The sequence below is a fragment of the Ensifer sp. Root558 genome (assembly GCF_001427045.1).
In the GTDB taxonomy this organism is placed as follows: Bacteria; Pseudomonadota; Alphaproteobacteria; order Rhizobiales; family Rhizobiaceae; genus Ensifer; species Ensifer adhaerens.
This window is the reverse complement of record NZ_LMGC01000038.1, coordinates 143,995-168,638: the sequence shown is the minus strand read 5'-3', so window position 1 is coordinate 168,638 and position 24,644 is coordinate 143,995. Positions and strand designations below refer to the sequence as shown.

Genomic DNA, 24,644 nt, shown 5'->3' with positions numbered 1-24,644 from the left:
GCTCAGGGCATTGGAACAATAACAACGTCCACGTCTTTCCACGGGGTTGGTAGCCCTTGGGAAAGGGAATGTTCGTGAAGTTGGAGCAGTAAGCTATGCCCTTGGGTTCTTTCGACAAGGCGGGGAGTGAAGATATCTTGCGAGCGAGGCTTGCGGCCATTGTGGAGTCGTCCTTCGACGCCATCGTCAGCAAGGATCTCGATGGTACCGTGCGAACCTGGAACGGCGCAGCCGAACGCATGTTCGGCTACTCAGCCGAGGAGATGGTCGGGCGATCAATCCTGACGATCATACCCACTCATCTTCACGACGAAGAGCGAGATCTGCTGCAGCGCCTGCGCAAAGGTGAAAGGATTGAACCGTTCGAAACCGTCAGGCAGCGCAAGGACGGCAGCTTTGTAACCGTTTCGCTGACGATCTCCCCGATCCGCAACTCCAAGGGCCGCATCATCGGAGCATCCAAGGTTGCGCGCGACATCACATCCGCAAAGGACCGTGAAAGGCGAATTCGCCTGCTGCTGCGGGAGGTCAACCACCGGGTCAAGAACCACTATGCCATCATTCTTTCGATGATCCGGCAGAGCAGGAGCGAAGAAACGGAACCTGCGGTTTTCCAGAAGGACCTTGAAAACCGCATATGGGCCCTTTCGGCATCCCACGACCTGATTGCGTCGGCAGATTGGCAAGCAACAGATCTAAGAGGCCTGGTCGAAAAGCAGATCGCAGCGTTTCATGCTGAAGCGTTCTGTCAGATTTCTGGCCCGGGCATCGCGCTTGCCCCAGCTGCAATCGAAAATCTTGGGATGGCGATCCACGAGTTAGCCCTTCATTCGTCAAAGGGCGGCGTATTGCGGTCGCGTGCCGGCACGATTTCAATTACCTGGGCGCTGGCCACTTCCCCGGCAGGCCTTGCCTTTTCGATGTCTTGGGATGAGCACCCTGGCCCTGAAGGTCGCGACTATCAGTTGCCGCGCTCGGGTTTTGGCGCGGTCGTTCTAAAGAGGACAGTGCCGCAGGCCCTAAACGCCAAGGTGGAATCCGCCCACGGAGACGGATTTGCCCGGTGGCGGTTGGTCGGGCCCGCGGACCGCTTCCTGGAGTGGCCGCGCTTCTCTCTGTGAAATCACTGCAGTGACCACTGTGCACTGTCACCAAAATGTGACAGGCGGTGCCTGGCGAGAATGAGGTGGCGGCAGGGAGATGGAAAAAGAACGAGGGAGCCATAGTTAGAGCTCGCAAATTCAGCATTCCGCGGTTTAGCGGGAAAGGTTTTGGGGGCAGACGGGTGAACAAACGGCCTGTTATTTCAAAAGTTTGTACGCTTCGGCGGGCAGGTTTGATAATGCAACATAGAATCAGCGCGAATCCGTCAGGGCTGGTCGAATTCCGACTTCGGCAGGAACCGCCGCTGAACCAGAACGTCTTCGCAATCCAGCCACGCACCGTCAGCACACGGTCGCTGTTTCCACTCAATGCTTGCTCTTTCCTCGGAGTCTGAATGTCCGCCACCGCAACCAGAAGATCGAGCTTGAGTTCGCGCTCGTTCCGCGCGCTTTTGGGCCTAGAAGCGGGCGTGGCCCTCGGCCTGGCAGGCACCCTCTTCTTTTTTGTCGCAAGCAGCGTCGTTGCCTATCTCAACCTGGAGGCCCTGCAACGGGGCAACGAGAGGATTGTACAAACCCACGTTGCCATTGTTTCTCTCGACGAACTGCTGTCGCTTGTTCAGGATGCCGAGACCGGTCAGCGTGGGTTTTTGTTGACCAATAGTGGGGGCTACCTTGCCCCCTACAACGCGGCAGTTCGCGCCATTCGGCCAAAACTCGATCAGATCGGTCAACTGACTGCGAGCAATCCGGGCCAAAGTCAGCGGCTGGTGGCTCTCAGGCAACATGTGGACGCCAAGCTCGCGGAACTCGGGGCGACCATCGATCGGAGACGGGCCGACGGTCTTGAGGCGGCGATTGCGATGGTAAACTCCGATCGCGGCAAGATCGAAATGGATGCCGTCCGCGCGCAGATTGCGGCCATGTCGGGCGCTGAGCTGGAAGTGCGCCTTGATCGATTGGCCGAAATGGAGAATGCGCAGAAGACTGCGCGGCTCAGCACTCTCCTTTCTGGTCTTCTCGGAATTGCTTTGACCGCAGCAATCGCCCTCCTCATTCGCAAGGCCACGATCGTCCGCCGAAGGGATGAATGGCTTCAGGCTGGTCAGGTCGGGTTGGCGTCGGCGATGATGGGCGATCAGTCGATCGAGCAGCTGAGCAAAAGTATTCTCGACTTCCTGGCGCCTTACGCAGGCGCCATTGCCGGTGCGATCTTCATTCGCGGTGATGGTTCGTTCCAGCGGGCTTGTAGTCGTGGCGTTCCGCCCGAGGCGAACTTGCCAATGACGGTTCGACCCCGCGAAGGCCTCTTGGGTCAAGCGGTTGCGGAAGGGGGTTCAATCGTCGTCGACGATGTCCCGGATGGTTACCTGGCCTTCGGTTCCGGGCTTGGGATGGACAAACCACGCCATCTCGCGATCCAGACCGGAAAGGTCGATGGTTCAGTGAATTCGGTGATCGAGCTCGGCTTTCTTGGGCCAATCGACGAGACCATCGTCACCGTTCTTGACCGCGCATCGGAGGCTATCGCGATTGCCGTGAAGGCAGCGACCTATCGCGGCCAGCTTCACGACCTGCTGGAGGAAACGCAACGGCAGTCCGAAGAGTTGCAAACGCAAAGCGAGGAGCTGCGCGTTTCAAACGAAGAGCTTGAAGAGCAGGGGCGGGCGCTGAAGGAATCTCAGGCGCACCTCGAGCAGCAGCAAATTGAACTTGAGCAGACCAATGCTCAGCTGGAAACACAAGCCCAGCGGCTTGAGGCTCAGCGCGACGAGCTGGAGCGCGCGAACGTATCGATATCGGCCAAGGCGAAGGAACTAGAGCAGGCAAGCCAATACAAATCCGACTTCCTTGCCAATATGTCCCACGAGTTGCGCACGCCGCTGAACTCTTCCTTGATTTTGGCCAAGCTGCTTGCGGACAATCCCGACGAAAACCTGACTGAGGAGCAGGTGAAGTTTGCCAAGACGATCCAATCCTCGGGCAATGATCTCTTGAACCTGATCAACGATATTCTCGATCTCTCCAAGATCGAGGCCGGGCATGTCGAAATCCGGCCGGAAACCGTTTCGCTCGAGCGACTGGCCGGCAACCTTCGTCAGGTGTTTCTGCCGCTGGCGACCGAGAAGAAACTCGGGTTTTCCGTTGAACTTGCTGAGGAATGTCCGCTCACTATCGAGACCGATCCGTTGCGGCTTGAACAAATTCTCAAGAACTTGCTTTCAAATGCGATCAAGTTCACCGAGACCGGCAAGGTCACCTTGGTGATTGGTTCGGTTGGCGAGGGCAAGGTTAGCTTCTCCGTCAGCGACACCGGAATCGGAATTGCACAGGAACATCAGCGGGCGATCTTCGATGCCTTCCACCAGGCCGATGGCACAATCAGCCGTAAGTATGGCGGCACCGGGCTCGGCCTTTCCATCTCTCGGCAACTGGCGCGGCTTTTGGGCGGAACGATCGTGCTTCAAAGCCAGGCGGGACGGGGTAGTACGTTTACCGTTACCATCGGGGAACGGTTCGATGTGGCCAAGCCGACAGCTCTTGCGCCAAGTCCAGGAACGCTCGCAACGACGGTCACGGCGCAAAAGGCAGGTACGGTTACGCCCAGGCCGATCCGCCGGATCGACGACGACCGAGATGTTCTGACAAATACAAAACGCGTGCTGCTGGTAATCGAAGATGATGACACTTTTGCCGGCATCGTGCGTGATCTGTCGCGGGAAATGGGCTTCCAGGCAATTGTCGCGGCAACCGCCGAAGAGGCGCTTTTGCTTGCGAAGGAATTCATGCCAAGCGCCGTCGTGCTCGATATAGGGTTGCCGGACCAATCGGGCCTCGCCGTCCTCGACCGGCTGAAGCATGATGTCTTGACCCGTCATATCCCGATCCATGTCGTGTCGGGGAGCGATCACGCCGAGAGTGCCTACTCTCTCGGGGCTGCCGGTTATGCCATCAAGCCCGTCAATCGAGAAGAACTGTTGAAGGTTCTGCAAAAGCTCGAGGCGCGGTTTACGAAACAAATGCATCGCGTCCTGGTCGTCGAGGACGATCCGGTGCAGCGCGAAGCGGTGGCAAAACTGATCGGCACCCAGGACGTCGAGACGGTGACCGCCAGCACCGCCGCCGAATGCCTTGACCTCCTGAAGCACCAGACTTTCGACTGCATGGTGCTTGACCTGTCGTTGCCTGACGCGTCGGGATATTCGTTGCTGGAGACGTTGAGCTCACAGAGCGCTTATGCCTTCCCGCCTGTCATCGTCTATACTGGACGCGAACTCTCGGCGGATGACGAGCAGAAGTTGAGGCGCTTCTCGAAGTCGATCATCATCAAGGGGGCAAAATCCCCCGAGCGACTGCTCGATGAAGTGAGCCTGTTCCTGCATCAGGTGATATCGGAACTGCCGGACGAACAGCAAAAGATGATCCGCAAGGCGCGCAACCGCGATGCGCTGTTGGAGGGGCGTCGCATTCTCGTGGTGGAAGATGATATCCGAAACGTCTACGCGCTAACCAACATTCTTGAACCGCGCGGTGCGATCGTCGAGATCGCGCGCAACGGCCGCGAGGCACTGGAGGTTCTCGAAAAAGCTTCATCTGGCCCCGGGCGCCCGATTGAGCTCGTGCTGATGGACGTCATGATGCCTGTGATGGATGGTTTGGTCGCGACCGCTGAAATCCGAAGGAACCCGACTTGGAAGAAGTTGCCGATCATTGCGCTGACCGCCAAGGCAATGCCGGACGATCAGGAGCGCTGCATTGAGGCTGGGGCGAATGATTACATGGCCAAGCCGCTGGACGTCGACAGGCTGCTGTCGCTGGTGCGTGTATGGATGCCCAAATGAGCGAAGCCACCGCCGTTGAAAAGGTAGAAGACATCGAAATCCGGTTGCTGCTGGAAGCACTGTTTCTCAAATACCACTATGACTTTCGCAACTATGCGATGGCCTCGATCAAGCGCCGCCTGAAAAAGGCGCGCGAACAACTGGGGTTCGATACTTTCTCGGCGATGCAGGAGGGACTTCTGCACGATCAGGCAATGCTGCCGCAATTGCTGCGTTTTCTGACCGTCCAAGTGAGCGAGATGTTTCGCGATCCGAGTTACTTCCAGGCGATCCGGGAAAAGGTCGTTCCCCACTTGAGGACCTACCCTTCCTTGAAGGTGTGGATTGCTGGCTGCAGCAGCGGCGAGGAGCTTTATTCGCTGGTTATCCTGTTTCGCGAAGAAGGCCTCGAAGATCGAACGATCTTCTATGCCACTGACATCAGTCATGAAGCGCTGGAGGCGGCCGAGGCCGGCGTCTATGCACTCGACAGGATACAGCTTTTCACCGAGAACCATCGCAAATCGGGTGGAAAATCATCGTTGTCGGACTACTATCAGGCGGCATACGGCAAGGCGCTGTTCGATAAGACCTTGCGCCGCCATGTCGTGTTTTCGGATCACAGCCTGGTGACCGACGCCGTTTTTGCAGAAATGCACCTCATATCGTGCCGAAACGTCATGATTTACTTCGACCGCGCGCTTCAGGACCGCGCGGTGGGTCTTTTCAAGGACTCGCTCGCTCGCAAAGGTTTCCTCGGGCTCGGCGCCAAGGAGAATTTGCGCTTTTCCCTTCATGCCGATGCGTTCACGGATTTCGTGCGTGAGGAGAAGATCTACCAAAGGCGTGTCGAATGACGCCAGCAAAAGCTCAAGCGGTGATCATTGGCGCTTCGGCGGGGGCTGTCGAAGCACTTTCGGCAATCCTGCCGGCGTTGCCGCGAAGCTTCCCGTTGCCCGTGATCGTGGTCGTTCACGTTCCATCCGACAGGCCGAGCCTTATGGTCGACCTGTTTCGTGCAAAGTGCCGGTTGCCTGTCGAGGAGGCCGAGGACAAACAGTCGCTCGAGGCCGGCACGATCTATTTTGCACCGCCGGACTATCATCTGCTCGTTGAAACGGACAGGAACCTGTCCCTTTCCTCTGATGAGCCTGTCCTCTTCTCACGCCCGTCAATCGACATACTTTTCGAAAGTGCTGCCGATGCCTTCGGGCCGGATCTTATCGCGATTGTCCTGACCGGCGCCAACCGAGATGGGGCAGACGGCCTGGCGGCTGTCCACAATGCAGGCGGAACGGTGATCGTGCAAAACCCCGAAGGCGCTCACGCTCGCGCCATGCCGGAAGCTGCAATCCAATCATGCCCGAGCGCCCTCGTCCTGTCGCTCGATGCCATTGCCGAATACTTGAAAGAGGTCTGAGAACAACTATGGAGCCCGTCCCGTTTCTACTGGTCGATGACCTCGAGGAAAATCTCATATCGCTGGAGGCACTGCTCCGCCGAGACGATCGCCTTCTCATGAAGGCGCGGTCCGGCGATCAGGCGCTTGAGATCCTGCTTCGACAAGACGTGGCGCTCGCGCTTGTCGACGTTCAGATGCCGGGTCTGGACGGTTTCGAACTTGCCGAGTTGATGCGCGGCAACGAACGCACGCGACACATTCCCATCATCTTTGTGACGGCGGGTATTGCAGACGGCCGACGCCGTTTTCGCGGCTACGAGGCTGGCGCGGTGGACTTCATCCAAAAGCCGATTGAACCGGACGTTCTGTCAAGCAAAGTCGACGTGTTCTTCGAACTGTACCGGCAAAGGCAGCAACTCGCCGCTCAACGAGATGAACTCGCTGCCCAGGCGCAGGCGCTTAAGCAGGCAGCAGAGCACAAGGATATTCTGCTGCGGGAAATCAATCACCGCATCAAGAACCTGTTCAGCCTCACCGCCGGGTTGATCTCGGTGAGCGCCAGGCAAGCCACAACCGTTTCCGATCTAGAGGCTGATCTACGGTCGCGGCTACACGCACTGTCTCGCGCCCACGAACTTACGCTGCCCGACCTTGTCGGGGAGGACGATCGCGGAGATATTGCGACGACGGTTGTGGCTCTGTTGAAGGCGATCGTTGCGCCACACGACCACGCTCACGGCTCTCGAATCCTGATCTCCGGAACGGACGCTCCCCTCGGCGACAAGGCACTGACGTCAATGGCGCTCCTTCTGCACGAACTGACCACCAACGCTGTCAAGTATGGTGCCCTTTCCGGCCCTGCGGGGCAATTGAGCATCGACCTTTCGACTTTCGACGAAGAACTTCACGTCAAGTGGAGTGAACACGGATCACATCCGTTGTCCCAGAGCTCCGAAAGGACGGGATTTGGAACAACGTTGGAGAAAGCGGCAATCTTGGGATTGAACGGATCGCTGGCGCGAAATTGGCGGACAGATGGGCTTTGTCTGGCGCTCCGCATCCCGCTAGCTAGTTTAAAAAACTGATCGGTCCCCGCAAGGACGCTTGACGCACTTTTGTTTGTGGTGTGCTGGCATAAAGCTGCTAATCGAGCAGTTTACCGGGGTTAGTGCCCATTCCCGGTTGCTCCTAAAATCGGTACTCGCCGACGTCCCATTTAATAGGTTAATCGCTCATTCTATAAGGGCGCGCGACCAGAGATATTCATTCGCCCTGCGGACAGGACTCGACGCTGCTCGGGCTTGAATTCCGGTCTGCCTGCCACACCTAAACTTTACCCGGGCCTGCGGAAATATAAACGCTCATTGTCGCAGTCCCTATCGAAACCGAGCCCGTACGGGCTCGTCCCAGCGGGGCGCATATGAGCCAACGTGAACCTGCCGACGACACGCCCTGGATTAAGAAGGCCGACGAGTTGGAGGCGCTGTTCCAATTGACGGACGGACTATACGGGGCTCCGTGGGAATCTCTGCAATAGCACCCGTTAAGGGAATTGGAAGTTCTTTGGATTGAAGCGGTTGGTTCGAATTGGCCTGAAGCGTTCAAGGGGTCTGTCAATTTCGTTCCAGAGATAGTCGCCGGTGAGCGCGATATGCGCCCATGGAAGCGGTGCGACCTGGGAGAGAAGATCGTCTGGAATGGCGATGCCTTGGCCGCGCACGTAATCGACGGCTCGGCTGAGATAAACCGTGTTCCACAGGATGATCGCGTTGACGACGAGGTTGAGGCCGGAAGCCCGGTAGGCCATGGTTTCAGCGACGCGATTGCGCAGCTCACCAAGCTGGTGGAGAAAGACGGCGCGGGCAAGGGCATGACGGCTTTCCCCTTTGTTGAGGATGGCGTGCGATCTGCGTCGCAGCTTCGTGTCGAGCAACCAGTCGCAGATGAAGATCGAGCGCTCGATGCGGCCCATTTCGCGCAGCGCCTGATTGAGCCGGTTTTGCCGGGGCGACGCGGCAAGTTTCTTGAGGATCACCGACGGCGGCACCAGACCTGCGCCGATCGAAGCCTTCAGGCGCAATACCTCATCCCAGTGCTGCTCGATGACATCCATATTGACAGTTCCCGCGATCAGCGCGTCAAGCGGGGCGTAAGCCGGATCTGGATCGATGACGAACAGCCTGCGATTGCCGAGATTGCGGATCCGCGGAATGAGCCTGTAGCCGTAGGCATGGAACATCGAAAACGTCGTTTCGGTCGCGCCGGCGGTGTCTGTGGCGTGCTCATGGATTTCGATGGAGCTTTCGTTGTGAAGGAGCCCATCGAGCACGTAGGGCGCCTCGCTCTCGGATGCCTGGATCATGCGGGAGAAGAAGGAGGCGAAGCGGTTGGACAGGAAGCCATAGAGCGAGGCGCCGGGCCGCTTGCCATATTTTGCATTGTAATCGAGGCTGGCTTCGCCGCGGCCGCCGGCCGGAAAGAACTGACCGTCCGAGGAGGAGATATGGCCATCGCCCCAGATCGCGGCAAAGGGATGGACTTGCTGCGCATCGACCAGAACGGCGGTCGCCGTGGCATACGTTTCCGAGCGCAGATGCCGGTCCACCATCAGCATCATCTGATGGATGGTGACACCACGCGAGCTTTCGGCCATGCGCTCAGCGCCTGCATTGGTCGCGTCGGCAAGGATCGCGGCCATCAGCGCCGCCTCATCGCTCGCCGTCTCACCGGTGCGATAATGGGTGAAGCTGTCGAGAAATCTGGTCCAGCTGTGAACTTCGGCGAGCAGGCTGGTGATCCTGATCCGTGGAACAAGGATATAAAGAAGCCGGCTGAGCGCCACGACCCTATCGCGCTCCTCCTCGCGAATAGCCGAGATCGACAGACCCTTGTCGGAAATCACCGCATCCGGAATGGCGTTGGACGCAGCCGCTTGAGCCAGGGCTTTCAGTTTGGCGTCAAGCGTGGCAGTGCGTTCGGCCCGCCAGGCCGCGAAGCTGTCCGGGATGGCAAGCCCCAGCCTTTTTTCCGCGCGCATCAGGGCGAAGGTCGCGCGTGGCAACAGATAATCTTCGAAACTTCGCCATGCCCGGCTGCCATCGACCCAGATGTCGCCGGCCCGCAGACGATCCCGCAGGTGGACCAGCACCGCCACTTCCCAGGCGCGGAAGTCGATCTCGCCGCCGCCGGACCGGACACGTCGTCGCCATTTGCGGGTCAGGAAGGCAAGCGGCACGTGGGCGGGCAGCTTTCGTCCGCGGTAGAGCGCGCGCAGATAATCCACTGCGGCCAGAAGCGGTTCGTCGGGACGGAAGGACCGGAAACAAAACGTGTCGAACAGGAGCCGCGCCAGCTTGCGCATCGACTTGTGCCGCTCCACCAGTTCGTCGAATTCGTCACTGCGATCAGGACGAACAACAGATGTGGCTGCCGCCATACTGGCCAACAGTCCTTCCCAGCCGATGCTGGATGCGATTGCGGAGGCAAAATCAGCGTTGCTCCCGCGTGCCGTCACAAGCGCCTCACCGAGCTGAAGATGATTGAGCGCCACACCGGCAAGGATCTCCGCTTCTTTCAGCCGGCGTTCTTTGCGGCTGACCTCGGCTTTGCGGCGGGCGCTGCCAATCAGTTTGCAGAACATGTCGACCGCAAGATCGGTGATCGACGCCTGCTTCTCGATGACGAAGGCGGTCAACGTGGCATAGCGACGCTCGACTGTCAGTCGCCGTATCTCACGCGCATGCAGGATGCGGGCTTCCCGGGCGATGATGCCATAGCGGTTGGCATGGATCGTCTTGCGCCTTTCATCCGGAATGGCGGCGGGACGCAAAACCTCAAGGCGGGCGATCAAACCCTTGAGGTTCTTCAGCTTCGCCCCTTCGGGCGCTTCCGCGATCCAGCCGAGGTGGCTTCGGTCTCCAATCCGGTTAGCGACAAGCTGGTCAAGGACCTCAACGGAGGGCTGGCCCAAACCCCGGATCAACTCTCGATAAGCATGCCTGCGCGCCGCTGCCCGACCGGCCATCGCCAGGCGTATCAGCAGTTCGGGACCAGGAACGAGGAGCTTCCCGTCCTTCAGCGCCTCGATAACCGCCTGTGCGATCGGCATACCCTTCTCGGTAGCGGCCGCCTCGCGTGCGGCCGCGGTGATCAGACTACGGTAATCGCTCGCCCGGACAGCACGCAGCCCAAGAGCGGCAACGATCTCGCGCGCATGTTCCCGGCGTGTTTCCTCACGTTGTGCATAGAGGCCAAAAACGGCAGGCTCGATGCCGAGCTGATCGGCGACAACCGAGATAATTGCCTGAGGCGGAGCGTCGCCCGCCCGCAGAGGCCGCCCCAGATCCCGGACCAACGCAAGCTGGATCGCAAAGCCCAATCGGTTGTGCGAACGGCGATGCCCCTTGGCGAAGGCAATATCCTCAACCGAGAGCGCATAGCGCGCCAACGCTTCTTCATAAGCTTCGGGTGGCTCGAACAGAATGGCACGCGACTGCGCGTCGAGGAAGGACATCGATCGTGCCTGCCCTCAAAGTGAGGTGTCGGGCGCGACTTTCTTCCCGGGCCCGGTCCATCCAATCCGCCTCAGTGTGTCGATCAGCGTGGAGCGCGGCACCTTGAAAGTCCGGCAAACGGACGCCTTGCTGGCGCCGCCTTCCAGAGCCGCAAGAATCTGTTCGACCTTTTCGGCGTCGATTGCCGGTGGCCTGCCGCCCTTGCGACCGCGTCGGCGCGCCGCGGCCAGGCCCGCATTGACCCGCTCCGTGATCAGCGCTCTTTCGTATTCGGCAAGCGAGCCAAACAGGTTGAACAAAAATGAGCCATGCGAGTTCGTCGTATCCATTGCCTCGGTGAGAGACCGGAAGGCGATACCGCGCGCCTTCAGTTCCTCGACAATCCGGATCAGATGCGAAAGCGAGCGCCCCAGCCGGTCGAGTTTCCATACGACCAGAACATCGCCCCTGCGCAGTTCCTCCAGACAGGCCTTCAGGCCGGGTCGATCGTCGCGCGCACCAGACGCGCGATCCTGATGCAGATGGCGTTCATCCACGCCAGCCGCAAGCAGCGCGTCACGCTGCAGAGCGACCGACTGGCGCTCGTCACAACTGGATACCCGCATGTAACCGATAAGCATGTACGACAAACCCCAAATCTGAATTTGCCGTACAATGTCACATACCGACAGGGTTTGTCGCGCAGAAAACCGCCGTCTTTTTGAGATCACCTTGAGCCTTGAGGGCGCTACGCGGAAATCACCTGTTTCCCGTCACCATCAAATCCCCTTAGCGAGTATTGTTGCAGAGTTCCACGGGCTCCAGATAGTCGCGGTTCAAGCGGCCGCTCGCCGTCACTTCGGGAACAAGAACGTTACAGCCGCTCTGAAACCCCATCCTTCTGGACCGTGCTCGGGTGCTTGTGCCCAGTACCGCGCACCCGCTGTGAAGCTCACGGGCTGCTCACCGAATTTCACCAGCTTTGACACCTGAAAATTGACCGGAACCGACCACTCGTCCTGCATCCAGTCGTATGAGCTTTCAGTGTTCAGCGAAAAAGTCCATGCATCGGGTGTCGTATAGGAAACGAATGGCTGCAGAAACGTCGAACTGACATCCTGCCGGTCGCTTTGGCCGGCGAAAGACCAGATATGGTTGGCCAGTATCCCGTATGTCCAGGGTCCGTCCTGTTTCAAGGCGACAGCCGTGGGGCCAGCTCCCCATTTTCCACTCCCAAGCAGTTCATCGGTCGCTGTTGGGATCAGGAAGACCGGCCCAGCGCCCCAGATGATCCCGCCTGGTCCAGGTTGCTTGGGGGAAACGAAAAGGCTCTGGGTGATATCGCCGAGACCGAACTGGTGCCCGGATTGCCCAGCTATGTCATTTTGCGAGATCACGGGCATGATTGTGCGCGAGATGATGTTCCAGTCTTCGTTTAGCGAGATTGGGATGACTGGTTGGATGTTGAGGACTTCGCGGTTGCCGTCCTCCGGGCCGTAACCGCGGTCATAGTTGAACTGAAAGGGCACGCTGATGAGCGAAGCAATCGGATTGCTGAGCTTCTTGGCGAGGTCCGCGCCGGACTCTTGAGCAACGGCTGACCCAACGCTGGCCATGAAAGATACTGCCAAACAAATCATTCTGTGGTGCGGCTTCATTTTGTGACCTCGGCCCCTGGATTCGAAGTTTTTCTGTGCTGCTTTGCCTCAAGACGGCAGTGGTGCAGCTCGCGTAACGGCACAGTCAGCGGACCACGATCGGTCCGCTCGTTGTCTATAAACATCCGCGGAACGTCGCGAACAGCCCATGAGCATCCTAAAACCGTACCACCAGGCCGAGGATGGGCCCCTGCTGAACGGTGTCGAACACGAACCCGTCGTCGCTGTAGTCCACACCGAGGGCGCGGTAACCGGCAACCGCCGAAATCGTGTCGCTGAACCGGTAGCCGATCGTCGCCGCGACATCCCAGTCGAGATCGGCGCCACCTGCCCCAATGAACCCCCACCCCGTCAGATAGATTTCGGGAGTGAGCGAATAGGTGCCGCGAAGGCCGGCCAAACCGTCCACCCAGGTTTCACCATCGCTTCTGGAGCGCCCATCGAGAATGCCACCGCTGAAGGAAAGCTCGCTTTCGACGGACCACACGCGCAGGCCGCCGACGATTTCGAGCCGCGCGGTGCTGGTTTCGAAAACGGAGTACCCTGCACCGAGCATCCCGGCAAAAGTCTCGGATCTGAGCTCGACGTCTGTGGCAAGAATGCCTCTTGGCGTGCCAGCCTGCCCCGAAATCTTGGTGTACATGACATCGCCGAAGATGCTGTAAGGTCCATTACGGGCCTCGCCCATCGCCATGGCGCCGAAATCGAGGTGATCGAAGATGTCGCTGAAACTGGCGTCGACGTCCACCGCAGGCAATCCGAATTGCCCAAGTTCGCCCGACAATCCAGCTGCCCAGAAATAGGGTGCAAAAGAAAAGGTCCAGCCGCCCTCTGTAGTCGTCTGCTGAACCTCCGTCGTCATCGGCGAATAGACGTCCGCAGCCATCGCCCCGCTGCTAGCGAGACAAGCTCCGATCGCCGCCAGAGCACGAACCAAGTATAATTTCATGCTATCCCCCATTGGTGGTCGCTGATGCGACCGAGATCGATCCGCGTCCCGAGCAGACATCGATGAAGATCGCAGTTTGGCCAAATGCTATTTGCGTTAAGGTCTTGCGCGCTACTGGCTACAATTCTCGCTCCTAACCCGATTATTCTTCCCGCAAACGCTGTTGGTCGTGGTCGTTCCACTGGATGGCCCGACAAGCATCTCGACATGCTGAGCGTAGTTTTGCCTTGTGTTCTGATCGACGATCGCGGCCGGAGCGGAAACAACCAGGCCCGCGGCGGTTCCAACCGTTTGCGCGGCTCCCGCGGTCGCTGCCACGATGTGGTCGCCAAGTCCCAGGCGACTGTCGGTTAAGGTCTGTCCGCTCGACAGACGAGTACCGATCAGTTGTACGATCTCCGGCGACTCCGCAAACTTGGTGTGGTGCAGATTGTCGCCCGCTTTGATCTTGGTGAGATCGATGACCGAGATTTCGTTCACTGCCAGTTCCTCCTTGTAGGGAGACTGCTCCGGATCAATGGCGCCCAATCGGGAAACATTGCCCCAGACACGTCGAGAAACTGCGAGGGCGCGATCATCACGGGACACGAAAAGTGTAAAGCGCGGACGTTGTTTGCCCATATCGGCGATCTGCGAGCTGAAAACGTTGACGTCGACGTCCGGCGCCGCCAACATGACATTCTTGAACTTGCCCGGAAGTCCGTCATTGCGGATGGCCATCTGGCGCAGGGATTCGAGTGCAAGCCAGTTACCCATCGAATGCGCGAGGATCGAGACCTCCTTCACCTCCGGATCGCGCGCCAGATACTGGAACAAGTTTTCCACGGCATTGCGCGTATAGTTCGTGCTTTCGCGATCGTAGCCATAGGCCAGAAGGCTGCCGCGAGACGGCCACGTTGCGAGCACCGGCACACTCCGGGCACCTGAATCGTGGACGATCTGCGCGAAGCGGAAGACTGCATCCTCAAAATGATTGTTGAACCCGTGGATGAAGACAAGGACGCTACCATCCGGGCTCTTTCGCACTTTCGTGTTCAACCAATTTTCGGCCGTCGCTCGGTCGATTTCCTCAGCTTTCAGCGTTGCGAAGTCCGTCTTCGGGTTGGGCGGAAGTTTGCGTGGCCAGGCGACTTCGCCCGCCTTACGGGCAGCGTCAGGCGGGATCGACACCGTAATGTCCGCAAAGGTCGGACTAGGCGCGCGCTCGCCGCTAAACATTTCGCCTCGCTTTGTGGCTCGACCCCGCGTCGTCGCGATCAACATCTCAACCTGGCTGGCCGACGAGACGGCTGCGACTGGCTCGAGGACGCCTGTCGGCCTGCTTGCACAAGCAGAGAGCAGAGTGACGCTTAGGCCAACGACCAAGGATAAATACGGTCTTGATTTCGCGCCACCGTTGGCGTCCAGGGGTAGGTAGCGCGTCAACTATTCACTCCTGTTCGACAAGAACTGCACTTCAGCCGTTGGAACAACGACAGGGCTTTCAACTGGAGGGCTAAAAGATCTAATCGTGGTTGTTTATACTTCGCGATCGAACAAGGGGGGGAAGCGTCTATCTACATTTCGTTCGTTATTCGACTACAGCGTTACAATAGGCCTCAGATCGCCGCTTGCCATTTCATGCCAAAACTACTTCAGAAGCCGCCAATTTCCAACTTGGTGGACAGCCGACCGGGTTCGTCAAATCCAGTCGCCGTGTTGCGCCGCCGGTGCAAATGCCGGCCGGCGGCAACCGTCCTCGGTCATGATGACCACAAGAAGCAGAGGCGCCAACCAAGCATCAGCACAGTCGGGGGAGAACTATTCGGCCACAATGATGCCGGGCGGCTGCCACGTCCCTTCGCCGACCGGCAATATAGAAGGCGCTTCCGTCTTCGGCCAGTACAGGCGCATCACGAGATAGATTGTGCCATTCGGCGCAGGCAGCCAATTGGATTCCTTGTCCGCGCCAGGGCTGTCTTTCTGAATATAGAGGGTGAGCGAACCATCCTCGTTCTTCTTCATGCCTGGCAACATCGGTGAGTTGATGAGGTAGCGATTGATCGGATTCTCGATCAGGAGCTGGCTCTTGCCGTCGTACATCGTCACCGACCAGAAAGAGTTCACCGGCGGGAGTTGTCCGGCGGGAAAAGTGATCTTGTAGTTATGCTTGCTGGCGTCGAGTGTTTCACCTTTCGCATCTGTGCGGGTGAAGGGATACATGGCTTCCACGGCGTCGTTCCCATAGAGCCCTGCCTTGGCCGCGGCGGCACGCTTCAGCCAATCTCCCTTGTAAAAGTTGCGATCGCCAAAGAACGAACCGACGCTCCAGCCGTTGATCACCTTGTTTCCGCTGGCCGCGAACTTCGTGACTTTGTCATCACCACGTTTCATACCAAGGCCGATTTCTAGTTTGTGAGCGATCGGAAGCTCCTTGAAATCGAATGATTTACCCGGGCCCACACCGATACGTGCGAGCTTGGCGCGAATGGCCTTGTCCTCTTCCGTGGGCGGCACGAATTCGAGGGCGGCATCGAGATAGTCGAAGAAGTTGTCTTTGATGCCCTGCGTTGTGGCTGGCAAGAAGTCGATCTTCTGGGCGGCGGGCGGTGTGGGTTGCTTTAAGAAGGCCGAGAGCGGCTGCACGTTGTAGCCGGCCTGCACCTTTTCCACGTTCGGCAGATCTTCAACGTTGATCAGCTGGGTTCGAAAGTTGGCGAACACGAACGGCGTGGTTGACGAGAAGACTTGTTTGATGCCGGCAGGCTCCTCGCCTTTCCAGTCAGGTCCAACAACCAGATAGGAACCCGGAACGTTTCCCGTAGCGCGGCTACCGATATAGCCGAAGTTATAGGTGTTACCGTCTATCAACTGCACCGAATAATAGCGCTCCTTCTCCACCGCCGGCACGGTGATCACCATCGGCTCGGCACGCAAATCCAGCCACAGAATGGAGTACGGCGTGTCGCTGTTCGGCGTAATGATTGCCGTGTCCGCCGGGGTGGCGACGTGGTGCATGTTGTCGATCTTATTGAATGGCGCCTTGAACTGGCTGGACTTCGGATCGACGGCGAACTCGTGCATGACCGCGTAATTCATCACGAGCGGCAGGCCGTAGATGAAGCCTTCCTCGGCGATGTCCTTGGCCTCGACAAGGCCGGGGTAGCTCTGTGCCATCAGCAGGCTTGGCCTCGCAAGCGCGGCGCCAGCGGCGATTACCGCGGTGGATCGAAGTAGATCTCGCTTCGTCAACATTTGCCGTATCCTATATTGTTCGATAAGTTATCGAAACGACGCGAACTGCAGGACAGTTCTGGAACCCTGGACGCAATTGTCCGGTTTTGCGGCGACACTCATAACCCGCCTGTACCAAACTGCGGCCAACAAAAAGGGGCGGCTTCGCGTATCCCGGTAGGCGGCGGGCCTTTAGGTTCCCCCCTGCGCCGTTGGCTCGCCGTCCCACCAGTGACGTCAAAGTCTCTTGAAGATTTCGTCCTTACAGACCAGACCGCCCATCACGCAGCCGCTCACCTTGATGTCGCTGCCTGCGATCTCGGCCTTGCCGGTATACTCCTTGCCGCCGTTGGTGAAGTCGATCAGCTTGCCGGAATACTTTCCGTTGCCAGTGGACGCGAAAGCGGCGAACTGCTTGCCGTTGAACGCGCCGCTCGTGTAGGTCATGCAGAAGCCAGCTCCGCAAGCTGCCACCTTTGCCGTTGCGCCCGTCTTCGGGGTTCTAAAATCGCCTTCGATCGGGTCGGCATGGGCCGCTCCGGTCGTCAGCAGCATGACGGCGGTCGCCATCATCATTCTGCGAATAACAATCTTCATGACAAACTCCAATGTCTTCGGCCAGCAGTGGCCATTGGTTCATTCACAGGTAGCCTCATCCTGCACATGTAAACATTGACTGCGTATCGACACTCTTTGGAAGAGCTTATCCGGTGGAAGCCCGTGGGATCGTCGGCGCGTCATGCGAGCTATCGGTCCACAGTGCCTGCGTTTTCTTCGGCGAAAGCGCAGCCCGGTCGTTTGTCACTCGGTAGGGTGGCCAGCCGTCCCTGATTACTCGTTCTAGTCGCCGGACATTAAACTAGTCGTCTCCCGGCCGGAGGGTAGCGTTACGGCGCTGTAAAGACACCCAGATTGACAAGCTGGACGCGTCTGTTGCTGGCCGCATCGCCTTTCGAGCCGTCGATTGGGAAATACTCGCCGACACCAACTGCGTAGAGTCGATCAGGGTCGACCGCGAATGTCGTTGAGAGAATCTCCCCTATGGCTGCGGCCCGTTTCTCGCTGAGGTCCAAATTATGTTTGTCGCTGCCTGTTGAACTCGAGTGGCCGACAATGAGGAACTTGTAGGCCCAGAGATTCGGATGATGAAGCGCATCGGCAATCAAGCCGAGCGTCCTGTAGGACTCTGGCTTGATCATGACCGAGTCGTTCTCGAAGTCGATCTCGACAACCATTTGCGGAAGCTTGGCGATCTTGCCCCAGTTCGGAAGTGATGCCATCGCCACTCCGCCCCCGTCTATAGCTTCCTGGCGGAGAATGGCGATGTCGATGAACGGAGCCGCGCGAACGATCTTGCCAAGCCCTGAGACGATCCGTTGTTCGGAGACCTCCTGAGCGGCCGCGAAATCCGGTGCCATCGATGCAGCGAGTGAAAGTGTGAGGAGTAGGGAACGAATCCTGGTCATATGACTACCTCCAGCCGGCATCGGTGATCGCCTGATTACACGCGTTACCCACGCGCTTTTCGGCCTTGATAAGGCATGCCAGGCGGTAACCGTCGCCCTTCACGCTCGAGCAGAGCTGCGCGATATCGTGTTTGCAGACATTCGCGTATGCGGCCTGGGCCTGCTCCCGTTGGCTGATCGAGGTGAGCACAGTCGATATCGATCCGATGCAGAGCGGTGAGATTTTGGCTGCGTTTTTCTGGAGGCAATCGGCAATCCGCCCGTTGCCGAGATTGAGGCCGTGGCAGAACTTCTTGATGTCGGCACCGCAGTCCTGCGCCAGTTTCGTGACGGCGTCGGCGTAGCTAAGTGTTTCTGCGCGCGTCGCCCCCGCTAACGCGAGACCGATTAACAGTGTGGCTATTATGGCACTTTTTGTCTTCAAGGCTTCGTCTCCTTCAGTTCTGAGGTGGCTCGATTTCTTTGGACAGGAGCCCGCAGAATCTTATTCCCGCGATCTGATACCCGGTCTAAGTGCTCACGAAGCCAGCCGTGCCGGCAATGAGAAAGAGGGGGAGGTTTGGATGATGGGTACAAGATCTGAAACGACGGGTGGCGGCTTCATCTGTGGTCCTTCGGCATTTTGGCTGAGAGTACCTGGATAAGAGCATATTGTCGGCCTTGGGGAAAAGTTATCGACGCTTGCGCGATCCACCGGCCCCTCTTCGGGATAGTGTCCATTGGACCCCATCGAGAAGGTTCCGCCTTCGATGAGGATCATGCCGGCGCGCGCGCGCCCTGCAACGGTGGTTCCGTGAGTCGATTTCAAAGTCACGCTCGCCCCTTGACCCCCATGACGACAACGCGTTCACAACGCTTGGTTACAGCGTTACAGTAAGCGCAAGTGCGTCGCTTGCCATTTAATGCCAAGGGCACTTGACCGCCCACAAAATTCAGAGTTTCCAGCGGGGGCAGCGGCCTCTATTCAAGTTAACCGAGATGTCGGTTATGCTGGTGCCCAGTCGCTTGATCAGTCTTGCACCGTGGTTACCTGCTCGGATCGAATCTGCCGCAGCATGTTTCGTCCCGCGATAACCATTTCAAACAGGAATGCAACGAGGGATCCAATGAGACAGACTATGGCGCCTCCAAAGAACCAGAAGAGATTTTCATGGCGTATGCCTATGGCCAGAGACCCAGCAAGTAGATTTAGGATTGCGCCTCCCGTGCAAATGCCGGCCACTACTCCAAGCACTACCGCAACCTCCAGTGCAAGTGCCCTTCGCCGCAGATAGGCGAGCTGCATGCGAAACAACTTGCCCTGCTTACCCTTATCCGCGACCTCGTTCAGCCGGTCCGATACTCTCCCGAGGCGAATGGTGTAGATACTGACAAAGCCTGCGGTACCAGCCAACAAAAAGACCGGCGCAAGGGATGTTTGTATGACAGAGGCAAGGTCGTTGACGATCGGCGGTGTGTCCATAATTCCTCTCAGGAAGCTAGCCCATCTGGCCCCGGTGGAGCAGTGATGCCTTGAAGTTGCCGCGTGGCGTGAGCCGCAGCAGCTGAACCTTTGTCATCACCGCTCACCTGGACCACAGGCTGAGCGAAATCGATCCCGTTGTCGCCGAAGGCCTGCATTAGCATCGCATATGCCTTGCGGCGGATCATGGTTTGATCGCCTGGCTTGCAGGTGAAGCCAACGCCGAGTTCGATGCCGTACTCGCCAATTTGCTCAACGCCCTTGAGCTTGAGCGGCTCGATGAATGACGAGCCGAGCTCCGGATCGGCGAGCAATTGCCCGCCGATCGTCTTGATCAGCTTGCGAACCTTATCAAGATCAGTTTTGAAGGGGACACGGACGCGGAACTTATCAACCGTCCAGTCACGGCTCAAATTCTTGATGGCGCCAAGCGAACCGAAGGGCACCGTGAATATCGGTCCGCGATGGTGCCGCAACCGCACCGATCGTAAGCTAAAAGACTCGACTGTGCCGGTGTAACTTCCCGCCTCAATATATTCCCCGACGCGGAATGCATCGTCCAAAAGGTAAAAAATACCGCTGACGACGTCCTTGACGAGCGTCTGTGAACCGAACCCGATCGCCACGCCGACCACGCCCGCACCGGCGATGAGCGGGCCGATCTGAACCCCCATCTGCGAGAGAACGGTAAGGGCGGCCACACCAAGAAGCCCCGCGGCCAAGGCGTTGCGAAAGACCGGCAACAGGGTGCGAAGCCGGCCTTGGCGGGCGTTCTCATTCGGTGTGAGTGCTCCTCCATCGCCAACGCGGCCGAGTTGACGGGCAATGTAAGCTTTCCCCAACTGCCAAACGAGGTCGATGACCAGCAAAATGACGACGCTGTTGAATGCGCCGGCTATGATTGTCTTGGCGAGCGCCAGCTGACCGGTAATGGGCTGGAAATGGTGATGCCAAACGAATACGATCCAATCCACTGCGATGATGATGATGATAGCTCGGGCGCCCCGAACAAGCAGCACTGTCTTCGGATCTGTCGCACCATCGTCATTCCAGCGGGAAGCCGCAAACGCGTGGCTCAGCTCGTCAGCGATTGACAGGACACGGGGCACAACGACAAACATAATGCCGAGCCAAAACAGCGCCAGGAAACCACCGCACCAGAGCAGCCAGAGTGTTACGACGCCGGCAATGCCGGTGGTCCGAGGCACGCGTCGTCCCAAAAGCTGTGCATCATCGCTGGAGCGGTTGCGGCCGATAGCTTCGATCGCGATCAGAAGAAGCAGGCCAGAAAATGCAATGGCAATCAAGGAACAGACATCCTGGGCAACGGCGAGCCGCTCGCATATGGCAGAGAATGCCATCGCCGCTGTTAACACCGCGACGAACAGCCGGACACGGGGGTAGGCTTTCGCCATCGGCACGGAAACGGTCATCGCGAGCCGGCAGAGCGCCAGCACGCTTCGGTAGGCGACCGTCGCGACGAGCGAATAAAGCACGACCACACGCATGAGCGGCGGCCAGGCGAAGATAAGAAAGACGAAGGCAATCGTCGCCGTGAATATCAAGAGGGGCGCAAACTCCGTCTGTATCTGCGACAAGAGTTGATTGGGCAAGGTCACGGCTGGCACTGAACGACGAAGGAACCATTCCGTGCCAAAGCCAATGCCCACGATAATGCCGATCAGCAGGATCGCGGGGGCAAAGCCACTATCATGCGCCTCTTGCCGGACCGAGGAGGCTACGTGATAGAGTTCGCTGCCCACACGTGGCACGGCAGACAGTAGGGCGTTGAAACGGGTGCGCGAGCGGACCTCCAAGTCGTCGATGACCCGCGTTGCCTCGGTAGCCTCTGTTTCGGGAACTGCCGCTTGCCTTTGCGCCAACCATGCCTTCACGTCCGCAGCTTCGAGAAGGCGCAGCAGTTCGGTGACGTTTGACGGTTCTGCCGTGCTCGTCGCCGGCGCCTGCGCGTGTAATGGAGAAACGGTCGAAAGACCGAAGAGCAGGCTCAATAACAGAAAGCGAATGATGAACATGTAACTCCGACGCGGCCAACGAGCGCTGGCCGCTCTCAAATACGGCGGCAAATAACCGCAGCTGATGCCGATCCGACAAAACCAGTCGGATCGGCGCTGCAGATGAAAACCCGCATGGGGGCGAGCACCTGTGTCGCGATCAATTCATCGCAGATATTCAGGTGTCACTCGGCCAATTCGATTTCACCCGGCTTCCAGGTCTTATCGAACCACGGCTCTAGCGGCCCATAGAGGCGCAGGAGGACGTTCCACCCCTTGCCGGGAACGGTCTGCACCCAGTTGGCCTCGTGACCTGCCGGTGCTGTCGGGCCGAACCAGACATCCACCGAGGAGTCTGCGTTGACGACAAGGTCCTTCTTGTCGCTGCCTATGCTCGGGAACTGCTTGTCGGTCTGCAGCATGGATCGGGTCTGGTTGTCATAGACGACGAATGACCAGAAGTTCTTGGCAGGGATGTTCGGCGGCAGGTGAACCTTGTAGGTCTTGCTACCGTCGAGAGGTTTTTTCTCGCTGTCAGTTGTTGCCCCAGCGTATTGCGAACCGACGCCGACACGCTTTATCGCCATCGCCGGTGAGATTCCCGTCGCATAGTAGTGAAACAGCACCCGGGCATCCAGATAGCGAACGCCGGGCTGCCGAAGGAATTCGTAGCTACCGCCGACAAAGCCGGTGAACCAGGCGCTGTCCGGATAATAATAGGCCTCCTTCATCCGCGTATCGAAGGTGATTGTGCGCGCCGTTGCGTTGCCGACCGCCACGGCTTCGGTGAGGATCTTCTTCATTCGCTCGTCAGGCGCGAAGGGCTTGCCCTTCTCAATGCCGATGGCGGCAAGTTGCCCCAGCACTTCCGGGTGGTAGGCCTCGTTCGGCTCGTACTGAACGATGTCGTTTACTTCCTCGTAGAAGTGGAAGTTGTTCGCGTGGATGGTGTTGAATTTCTTGCCGGTGCCATTGATGAACTTCATCGGCGGCGGATTGCCGGCCTCCGACAGAGGATAAACCTTGGCGAACTTCTTGGTGTTCTCGACTGCGGTCTTCGTGCTGCCATCTTCGAGAAAGCCCCGCCAGAAAAACAGGTTGCCGTAGGTTGAGCTGCGAAGCACGAAATAGCCGTCTGGGATCTCGCCCTTGTAGCCGGGTGGCAGCAGAAGGTACTTGCCACCCTTGCCCTGGTCCGGACCGGCATTTCCGACGTCTCCGACATATTCGAACCAGTGGGTATCGATCATGCCCAGGATATTGGGTGGTGTTTCGATCACCAGTGGCCCGGCTTTGGTGTCGAGCCACATCAAATTGTAGATGCTCTCGGTATTACCGGTCAGGAACAGCGAGTGCGAGTCCATCAGGTCTTCGAAAATGAGGATGGTCTGGTTGTTGTCCACTCCCTGGCTGGCAAGGCCAACCCTCAGCGCTTCGACCGACGCACCCGGCATGGCATTGAGAAAGGCGTCGACGCCGCGCATGAAGTCGAGGTTGTCGTAGAGTTTCTCGGAGGTGGCTTTGTCTGGGAAACCATCGACGAAATTCAACGTTCCAAGCCGGGTTTCAACTTTGTCCGGGGTGATGATGGAATCCGGTATCGGCGTCGTCATCTCCATTTTCGGCGCCGTCTGCCCGTGGGCGAGCCCGGCAAGAAGTACCAGTACAGAGGCCCCTCCGAGCAGGGCTTTCATCGAGTAACTCATCATGTGGTTCCTTAATCAGGGGCAAATTCTACAGACGGACGATCGTTCGACTACGGTAGCGCCCAACATCGAGGGCGATGCACGAACAGTGGGAAAATGGTCCGAAGAAAAAAATTGAACTGCGATGCAATATGGGTTCAGTCGATGTAGACGACGACGTAACGCCCATCATAGGGCTGGTAGTAGACCCCGCCGCAGCGCCAGATCACAACGCCGTTGACGCTGGTCCTCACACAGCCGGTGGGCAGCGCGGCGACGTAGACCGCGGAGCGGCGGATTACACGGCGGGTGGTGCGGCGCGCAACACCGGCAACGCTGCCCGGGGTCGCGGGCCGCCCAACGACCGCCTGCGCCTCCGACACGAACGAGCCGAACGGCATCGGTACAAGATAGTCGCCGGCGAGCAGGGCGAGGCCGGCGACTGTGGCGCAAAGGATCTTTCCGTACATCTTGCGGATCGTCATTCCCCTACCTCCAGCGAGATGTCGCCGGTGACGTCGGCATGTACGTGTTCGAGTTTCTTGGCGTTTGCTGGCGGTGTGAACTTAAATTGAGCGGCACCGATGCCAGCTGACTTCCAGTTGCTCAACCGCAGCGAGTATTCTGGCGCTCCGGTTACCCATTTGGTCGTGATGACATATTTGAGTGGCAACGGATTGCTGCCCTTGCTGACCCAGATCTGCCAGTCGACAATATCTGTTCTGAAGGCGAGGTGATCGCACTCGACCCCACCAACGAACGCGGATCCGACGACGGTTCCCTTGGTCACACCGTCAGTAAGAACGGCATAGGGGTCGCTTGCCAACAGGTCGGCCCCCGGCGCATCCAGTCCAGTAGCGGCGCGAAGTTCGCCTGCTGCCGCTTCAACACTTGGCCCCGGGCTTTGCAGCTGCGCGTAGACGTTTACGCGTTTGCTGTGGAGCGATATCGTGCTGCCGTCGAACACTACCTCCGCGTCGGCGAATGGGCCTTGGCGCGTCAACAGAAAACCCTTGGCGCGATCGAGCGCAATAGTACCCGATGCGCTGTACTGGATCTTCTGCCCCTCCAGGTCGACGATTTCCTGGTCTGCGTCATAGGTGACGCTAAGAGACGGCATCGATTTGAGATTGTCGCTCATCGCAGCGAGAATCTTGGCAGCCTCGGGCTCTATCGCATCCTGGGCCGAAGCGGACCACGCCGCCGCGCAGACGGTGGCCGCTATCATCAATATGTACGGGCGCCGAGCTACCCCAGGCCATTTCAGTTTGAATTTGCTCATCCGCTCACCTTCATACCTAGCTCCTCCGACGCGGCTCGCAGACGATCGGCCGTTCCGGCCTCGCCGCTTGCACAACTTCTTCGCGAAAGTCTTCC

At 58.4% G+C, this 24,644-nt stretch carries 19 protein-coding genes; 5 read left to right on the top strand and 14 right to left on the bottom strand.

Annotated features, from left to right (window positions below; translation table 11 throughout):
* The first annotated feature begins 95 nt into the window (after positions 1 to 95).
* The 5 genes from ASD63_RS32730 to ASD63_RS32710 all read left to right on the top strand — a co-directional run bounded on the left by ASD63_RS32730 (position 96) and on the right by ASD63_RS32710 (position 7,411).
* On the top strand, positions 96 to 1,121 hold the full coding sequence (locus tag ASD63_RS32730; RefSeq protein WP_082573053.1) for a PAS domain S-box protein: 1,026 nt from the start codon (positions 96 to 98) through the stop codon (positions 1,119 to 1,121).
* Positions 1,122 to 1,498: 377 nt separating this feature from the next.
* Positions 1,499 to 4,945 carry a response regulator gene (locus ASD63_RS32725; protein WP_060530545.1) on the top strand — a complete coding sequence of 1,149 codons (3,447 nt, stop codon included), beginning with the start codon at positions 1,499 to 1,501 and terminating at the stop codon, positions 4,943 to 4,945.
* Positions 4,942 to 5,781: a CheR family methyltransferase gene (locus ASD63_RS32720; protein ID WP_034794888.1), complete on the top strand. Its 840-nt coding sequence runs from the start codon at positions 4,942 to 4,944 to the stop codon at positions 5,779 to 5,781. Before ASD63_RS32725 ends, ASD63_RS32720 begins: the two co-directional genes overlap by 4 nt.
* A complete protein-coding gene (locus tag ASD63_RS32715; RefSeq protein WP_034794885.1) occupies positions 5,778 to 6,344 on the top strand; it encodes a chemotaxis protein CheB in 567 nt (188 codons plus the stop codon). Before ASD63_RS32720 ends, ASD63_RS32715 begins: the two co-directional genes overlap by 4 nt.
* A gap of 8 nt (positions 6,345 to 6,352) precedes the next feature.
* Positions 6,353 to 7,411: a response regulator gene (locus ASD63_RS32710; protein ID WP_034794882.1), complete on the top strand. Its 1,059-nt coding sequence runs from the start codon at positions 6,353 to 6,355 to the stop codon at positions 7,409 to 7,411.
* Positions 7,412 to 7,869: 458 nt separating this feature from the next.
* Here the strand turns inward: ASD63_RS32710 and ASD63_RS34700 are convergent, their stop codons facing one another.
* The 14 genes from ASD63_RS34700 to ASD63_RS32640 all read right to left on the bottom strand — a co-directional run bounded on the left by ASD63_RS34700 (position 7,870) and on the right by ASD63_RS32640 (position 24,549).
* On the bottom strand, positions 7,870 to 10,839 hold the full coding sequence (locus ASD63_RS34700) for a Tn3 family transposase (RefSeq protein ID WP_082573052.1): 2,970 nt from the start codon (positions 10,837 to 10,839) through the stop codon (positions 7,870 to 7,872).
* A gap of 15 nt (positions 10,840 to 10,854) precedes the next feature.
* Positions 10,855 to 11,460 (bottom strand): recombinase family protein, encoded by a 606-nt coding sequence (locus ASD63_RS32700; protein WP_034794871.1) that lies wholly within the window; start codon positions 11,458 to 11,460, stop codon positions 10,855 to 10,857.
* A gap of 213 nt (positions 11,461 to 11,673) precedes the next feature.
* Positions 11,674 to 12,477: a hypothetical protein gene (locus ASD63_RS32695; protein WP_034794868.1), complete on the bottom strand. Its 804-nt coding sequence runs from the start codon at positions 12,475 to 12,477 to the stop codon at positions 11,674 to 11,676.
* Between the two features lie 157 nt (positions 12,478 to 12,634).
* Positions 12,635 to 13,426 carry a hypothetical protein gene (locus tag ASD63_RS32690; protein ID WP_034794865.1) on the bottom strand — a complete coding sequence of 264 codons (792 nt, stop codon included), beginning with the start codon at positions 13,424 to 13,426 and terminating at the stop codon, positions 12,635 to 12,637.
* A gap of 111 nt (positions 13,427 to 13,537) precedes the next feature.
* Entirely contained in the window at positions 13,538 to 14,791 is a 1,254-nt protein-coding gene (locus ASD63_RS32685; RefSeq protein WP_234798905.1) for an alpha/beta hydrolase, read from the bottom strand.
* Between the two features lie 435 nt (positions 14,792 to 15,226).
* Positions 15,227 to 16,660: a DUF1254 domain-containing protein gene (locus ASD63_RS32680; protein WP_060530544.1), complete on the bottom strand. Its 1,434-nt coding sequence runs from the start codon at positions 16,658 to 16,660 to the stop codon at positions 15,227 to 15,229.
* Positions 16,661 to 16,876: 216 nt separating this feature from the next.
* The gene (locus ASD63_RS32675; protein ID WP_034794846.1) at positions 16,877 to 17,236 is read right to left on the bottom strand and encodes a DUF2147 domain-containing protein; all 360 of its coding nucleotides are present in this window, start codon (positions 17,234 to 17,236) and stop codon (positions 16,877 to 16,879) included.
* Positions 17,237 to 17,526: 290 nt separating this feature from the next.
* Entirely contained in the window at positions 17,527 to 18,105 is a 579-nt protein-coding gene (locus ASD63_RS32670) for an OmpA family protein (protein WP_034794843.1), read from the bottom strand.
* Positions 18,106 to 18,109: 4 nt separating this feature from the next.
* Positions 18,110 to 18,511 carry a cysteine rich repeat-containing protein gene (locus tag ASD63_RS32665; protein ID WP_034794953.1) on the bottom strand — a complete coding sequence of 134 codons (402 nt, stop codon included), beginning with the start codon at positions 18,509 to 18,511 and terminating at the stop codon, positions 18,110 to 18,112.
* Positions 18,512 to 19,114: 603 nt separating this feature from the next.
* Positions 19,115 to 19,567, bottom strand: a complete 453-nt coding sequence (locus tag ASD63_RS32660) for a DUF2721 domain-containing protein (RefSeq protein ID WP_034794841.1) — start codon at positions 19,565 to 19,567, stop codon at positions 19,115 to 19,117.
* Positions 19,568 to 19,575: 8 nt separating this feature from the next.
* Complete coding sequence (locus ASD63_RS32655) at positions 19,576 to 21,603, bottom strand: mechanosensitive ion channel domain-containing protein (RefSeq protein ID WP_051659317.1); 2,028 nt, start codon at positions 21,601 to 21,603, stop codon at positions 19,576 to 19,578.
* A 164-nt stretch (positions 21,604 to 21,767) separates the two neighbouring features.
* A complete protein-coding gene (locus ASD63_RS32650; protein WP_060530567.1) occupies positions 21,768 to 23,288 on the bottom strand; it encodes a DUF1254 domain-containing protein in 1,521 nt (506 codons plus the stop codon).
* Positions 23,289 to 23,425: 137 nt separating this feature from the next.
* Complete coding sequence (locus tag ASD63_RS32645; RefSeq protein ID WP_034794838.1) at positions 23,426 to 23,752, bottom strand: hypothetical protein; 327 nt, start codon at positions 23,750 to 23,752, stop codon at positions 23,426 to 23,428.
* Entirely contained in the window at positions 23,749 to 24,549 is an 801-nt protein-coding gene (locus ASD63_RS32640) for a DUF2092 domain-containing protein (protein WP_082573051.1), read from the bottom strand. Before ASD63_RS32640 ends, ASD63_RS32645 begins: the two co-directional genes overlap by 4 nt.
* Positions 24,550 to 24,644: the final 95 nt, after the last annotated feature.

Bases quoted from the DNA above. Each gene is read 5' to 3' on its own strand.
- ASD63_RS32730 (WP_082573053.1), top strand. From the start codon at position 96: ATGCCCTTGGGTTCTTTCGACAAGGCGGGGAGTGAAGATATCTTGCGA.
- ASD63_RS32725 (WP_060530545.1), top strand. From the start codon at position 1,499: ATGTCCGCCACCGCAACCAGAAGATCGAGCTTGAGTTCGCGCTCGTTC.
- ASD63_RS32720 (WP_034794888.1), top strand. From the start codon at position 4,942: ATGAGCGAAGCCACCGCCGTTGAAAAGGTAGAAGACATCGAAATCCGG.
- ASD63_RS32715 (WP_034794885.1), top strand. From the start codon at position 5,778: ATGACGCCAGCAAAAGCTCAAGCGGTGATCATTGGCGCTTCGGCGGGG.
- ASD63_RS32710 (WP_034794882.1), top strand. From the start codon at position 6,353: ATGGAGCCCGTCCCGTTTCTACTGGTCGATGACCTCGAGGAAAATCTC.
- ASD63_RS34700 (WP_082573052.1), bottom strand. From the start codon at position 10,839: ATGTCCTTCCTCGACGCGCAGTCGCGTGCCATTCTGTTCGAGCCACCC.
- ASD63_RS32700 (WP_034794871.1), bottom strand. From the start codon at position 11,460: ATGCTTATCGGTTACATGCGGGTATCCAGTTGTGACGAGCGCCAGTCG.
- ASD63_RS32695 (WP_034794868.1), bottom strand. From the start codon at position 12,477: ATGAAGCCGCACCACAGAATGATTTGTTTGGCAGTATCTTTCATGGCC.
- ASD63_RS32690 (WP_034794865.1), bottom strand. From the start codon at position 13,426: ATGAAATTATACTTGGTTCGTGCTCTGGCGGCGATCGGAGCTTGTCTC.
- ASD63_RS32680 (WP_060530544.1), bottom strand. From the start codon at position 16,660: ATGTTGACGAAGCGAGATCTACTTCGATCCACCGCGGTAATCGCCGCT.
- ASD63_RS32675 (WP_034794846.1), bottom strand. From the start codon at position 17,236: ATGAAGATTGTTATTCGCAGAATGATGATGGCGACCGCCGTCATGCTG.
- ASD63_RS32670 (WP_034794843.1), bottom strand. From the start codon at position 18,105: ATGACCAGGATTCGTTCCCTACTCCTCACACTTTCACTCGCTGCATCG.
- ASD63_RS32660 (WP_034794841.1), bottom strand. From the start codon at position 19,567: ATGGACACACCGCCGATCGTCAACGACCTTGCCTCTGTCATACAAACA.
- ASD63_RS32655 (WP_051659317.1), bottom strand. From the start codon at position 21,603: ATGTTCATCATTCGCTTTCTGTTATTGAGCCTGCTCTTCGGTCTTTCG.
- ASD63_RS32650 (WP_060530567.1), bottom strand. From the start codon at position 23,288: ATGAGTTACTCGATGAAAGCCCTGCTCGGAGGGGCCTCTGTACTGGTA.
- ASD63_RS32645 (WP_034794838.1), bottom strand. From the start codon at position 23,752: ATGACGATCCGCAAGATGTACGGAAAGATCCTTTGCGCCACAGTCGCC.
- ASD63_RS32640 (WP_082573051.1), bottom strand. From the start codon at position 24,549: ATGAGCAAATTCAAACTGAAATGGCCTGGGGTAGCTCGGCGCCCGTAC.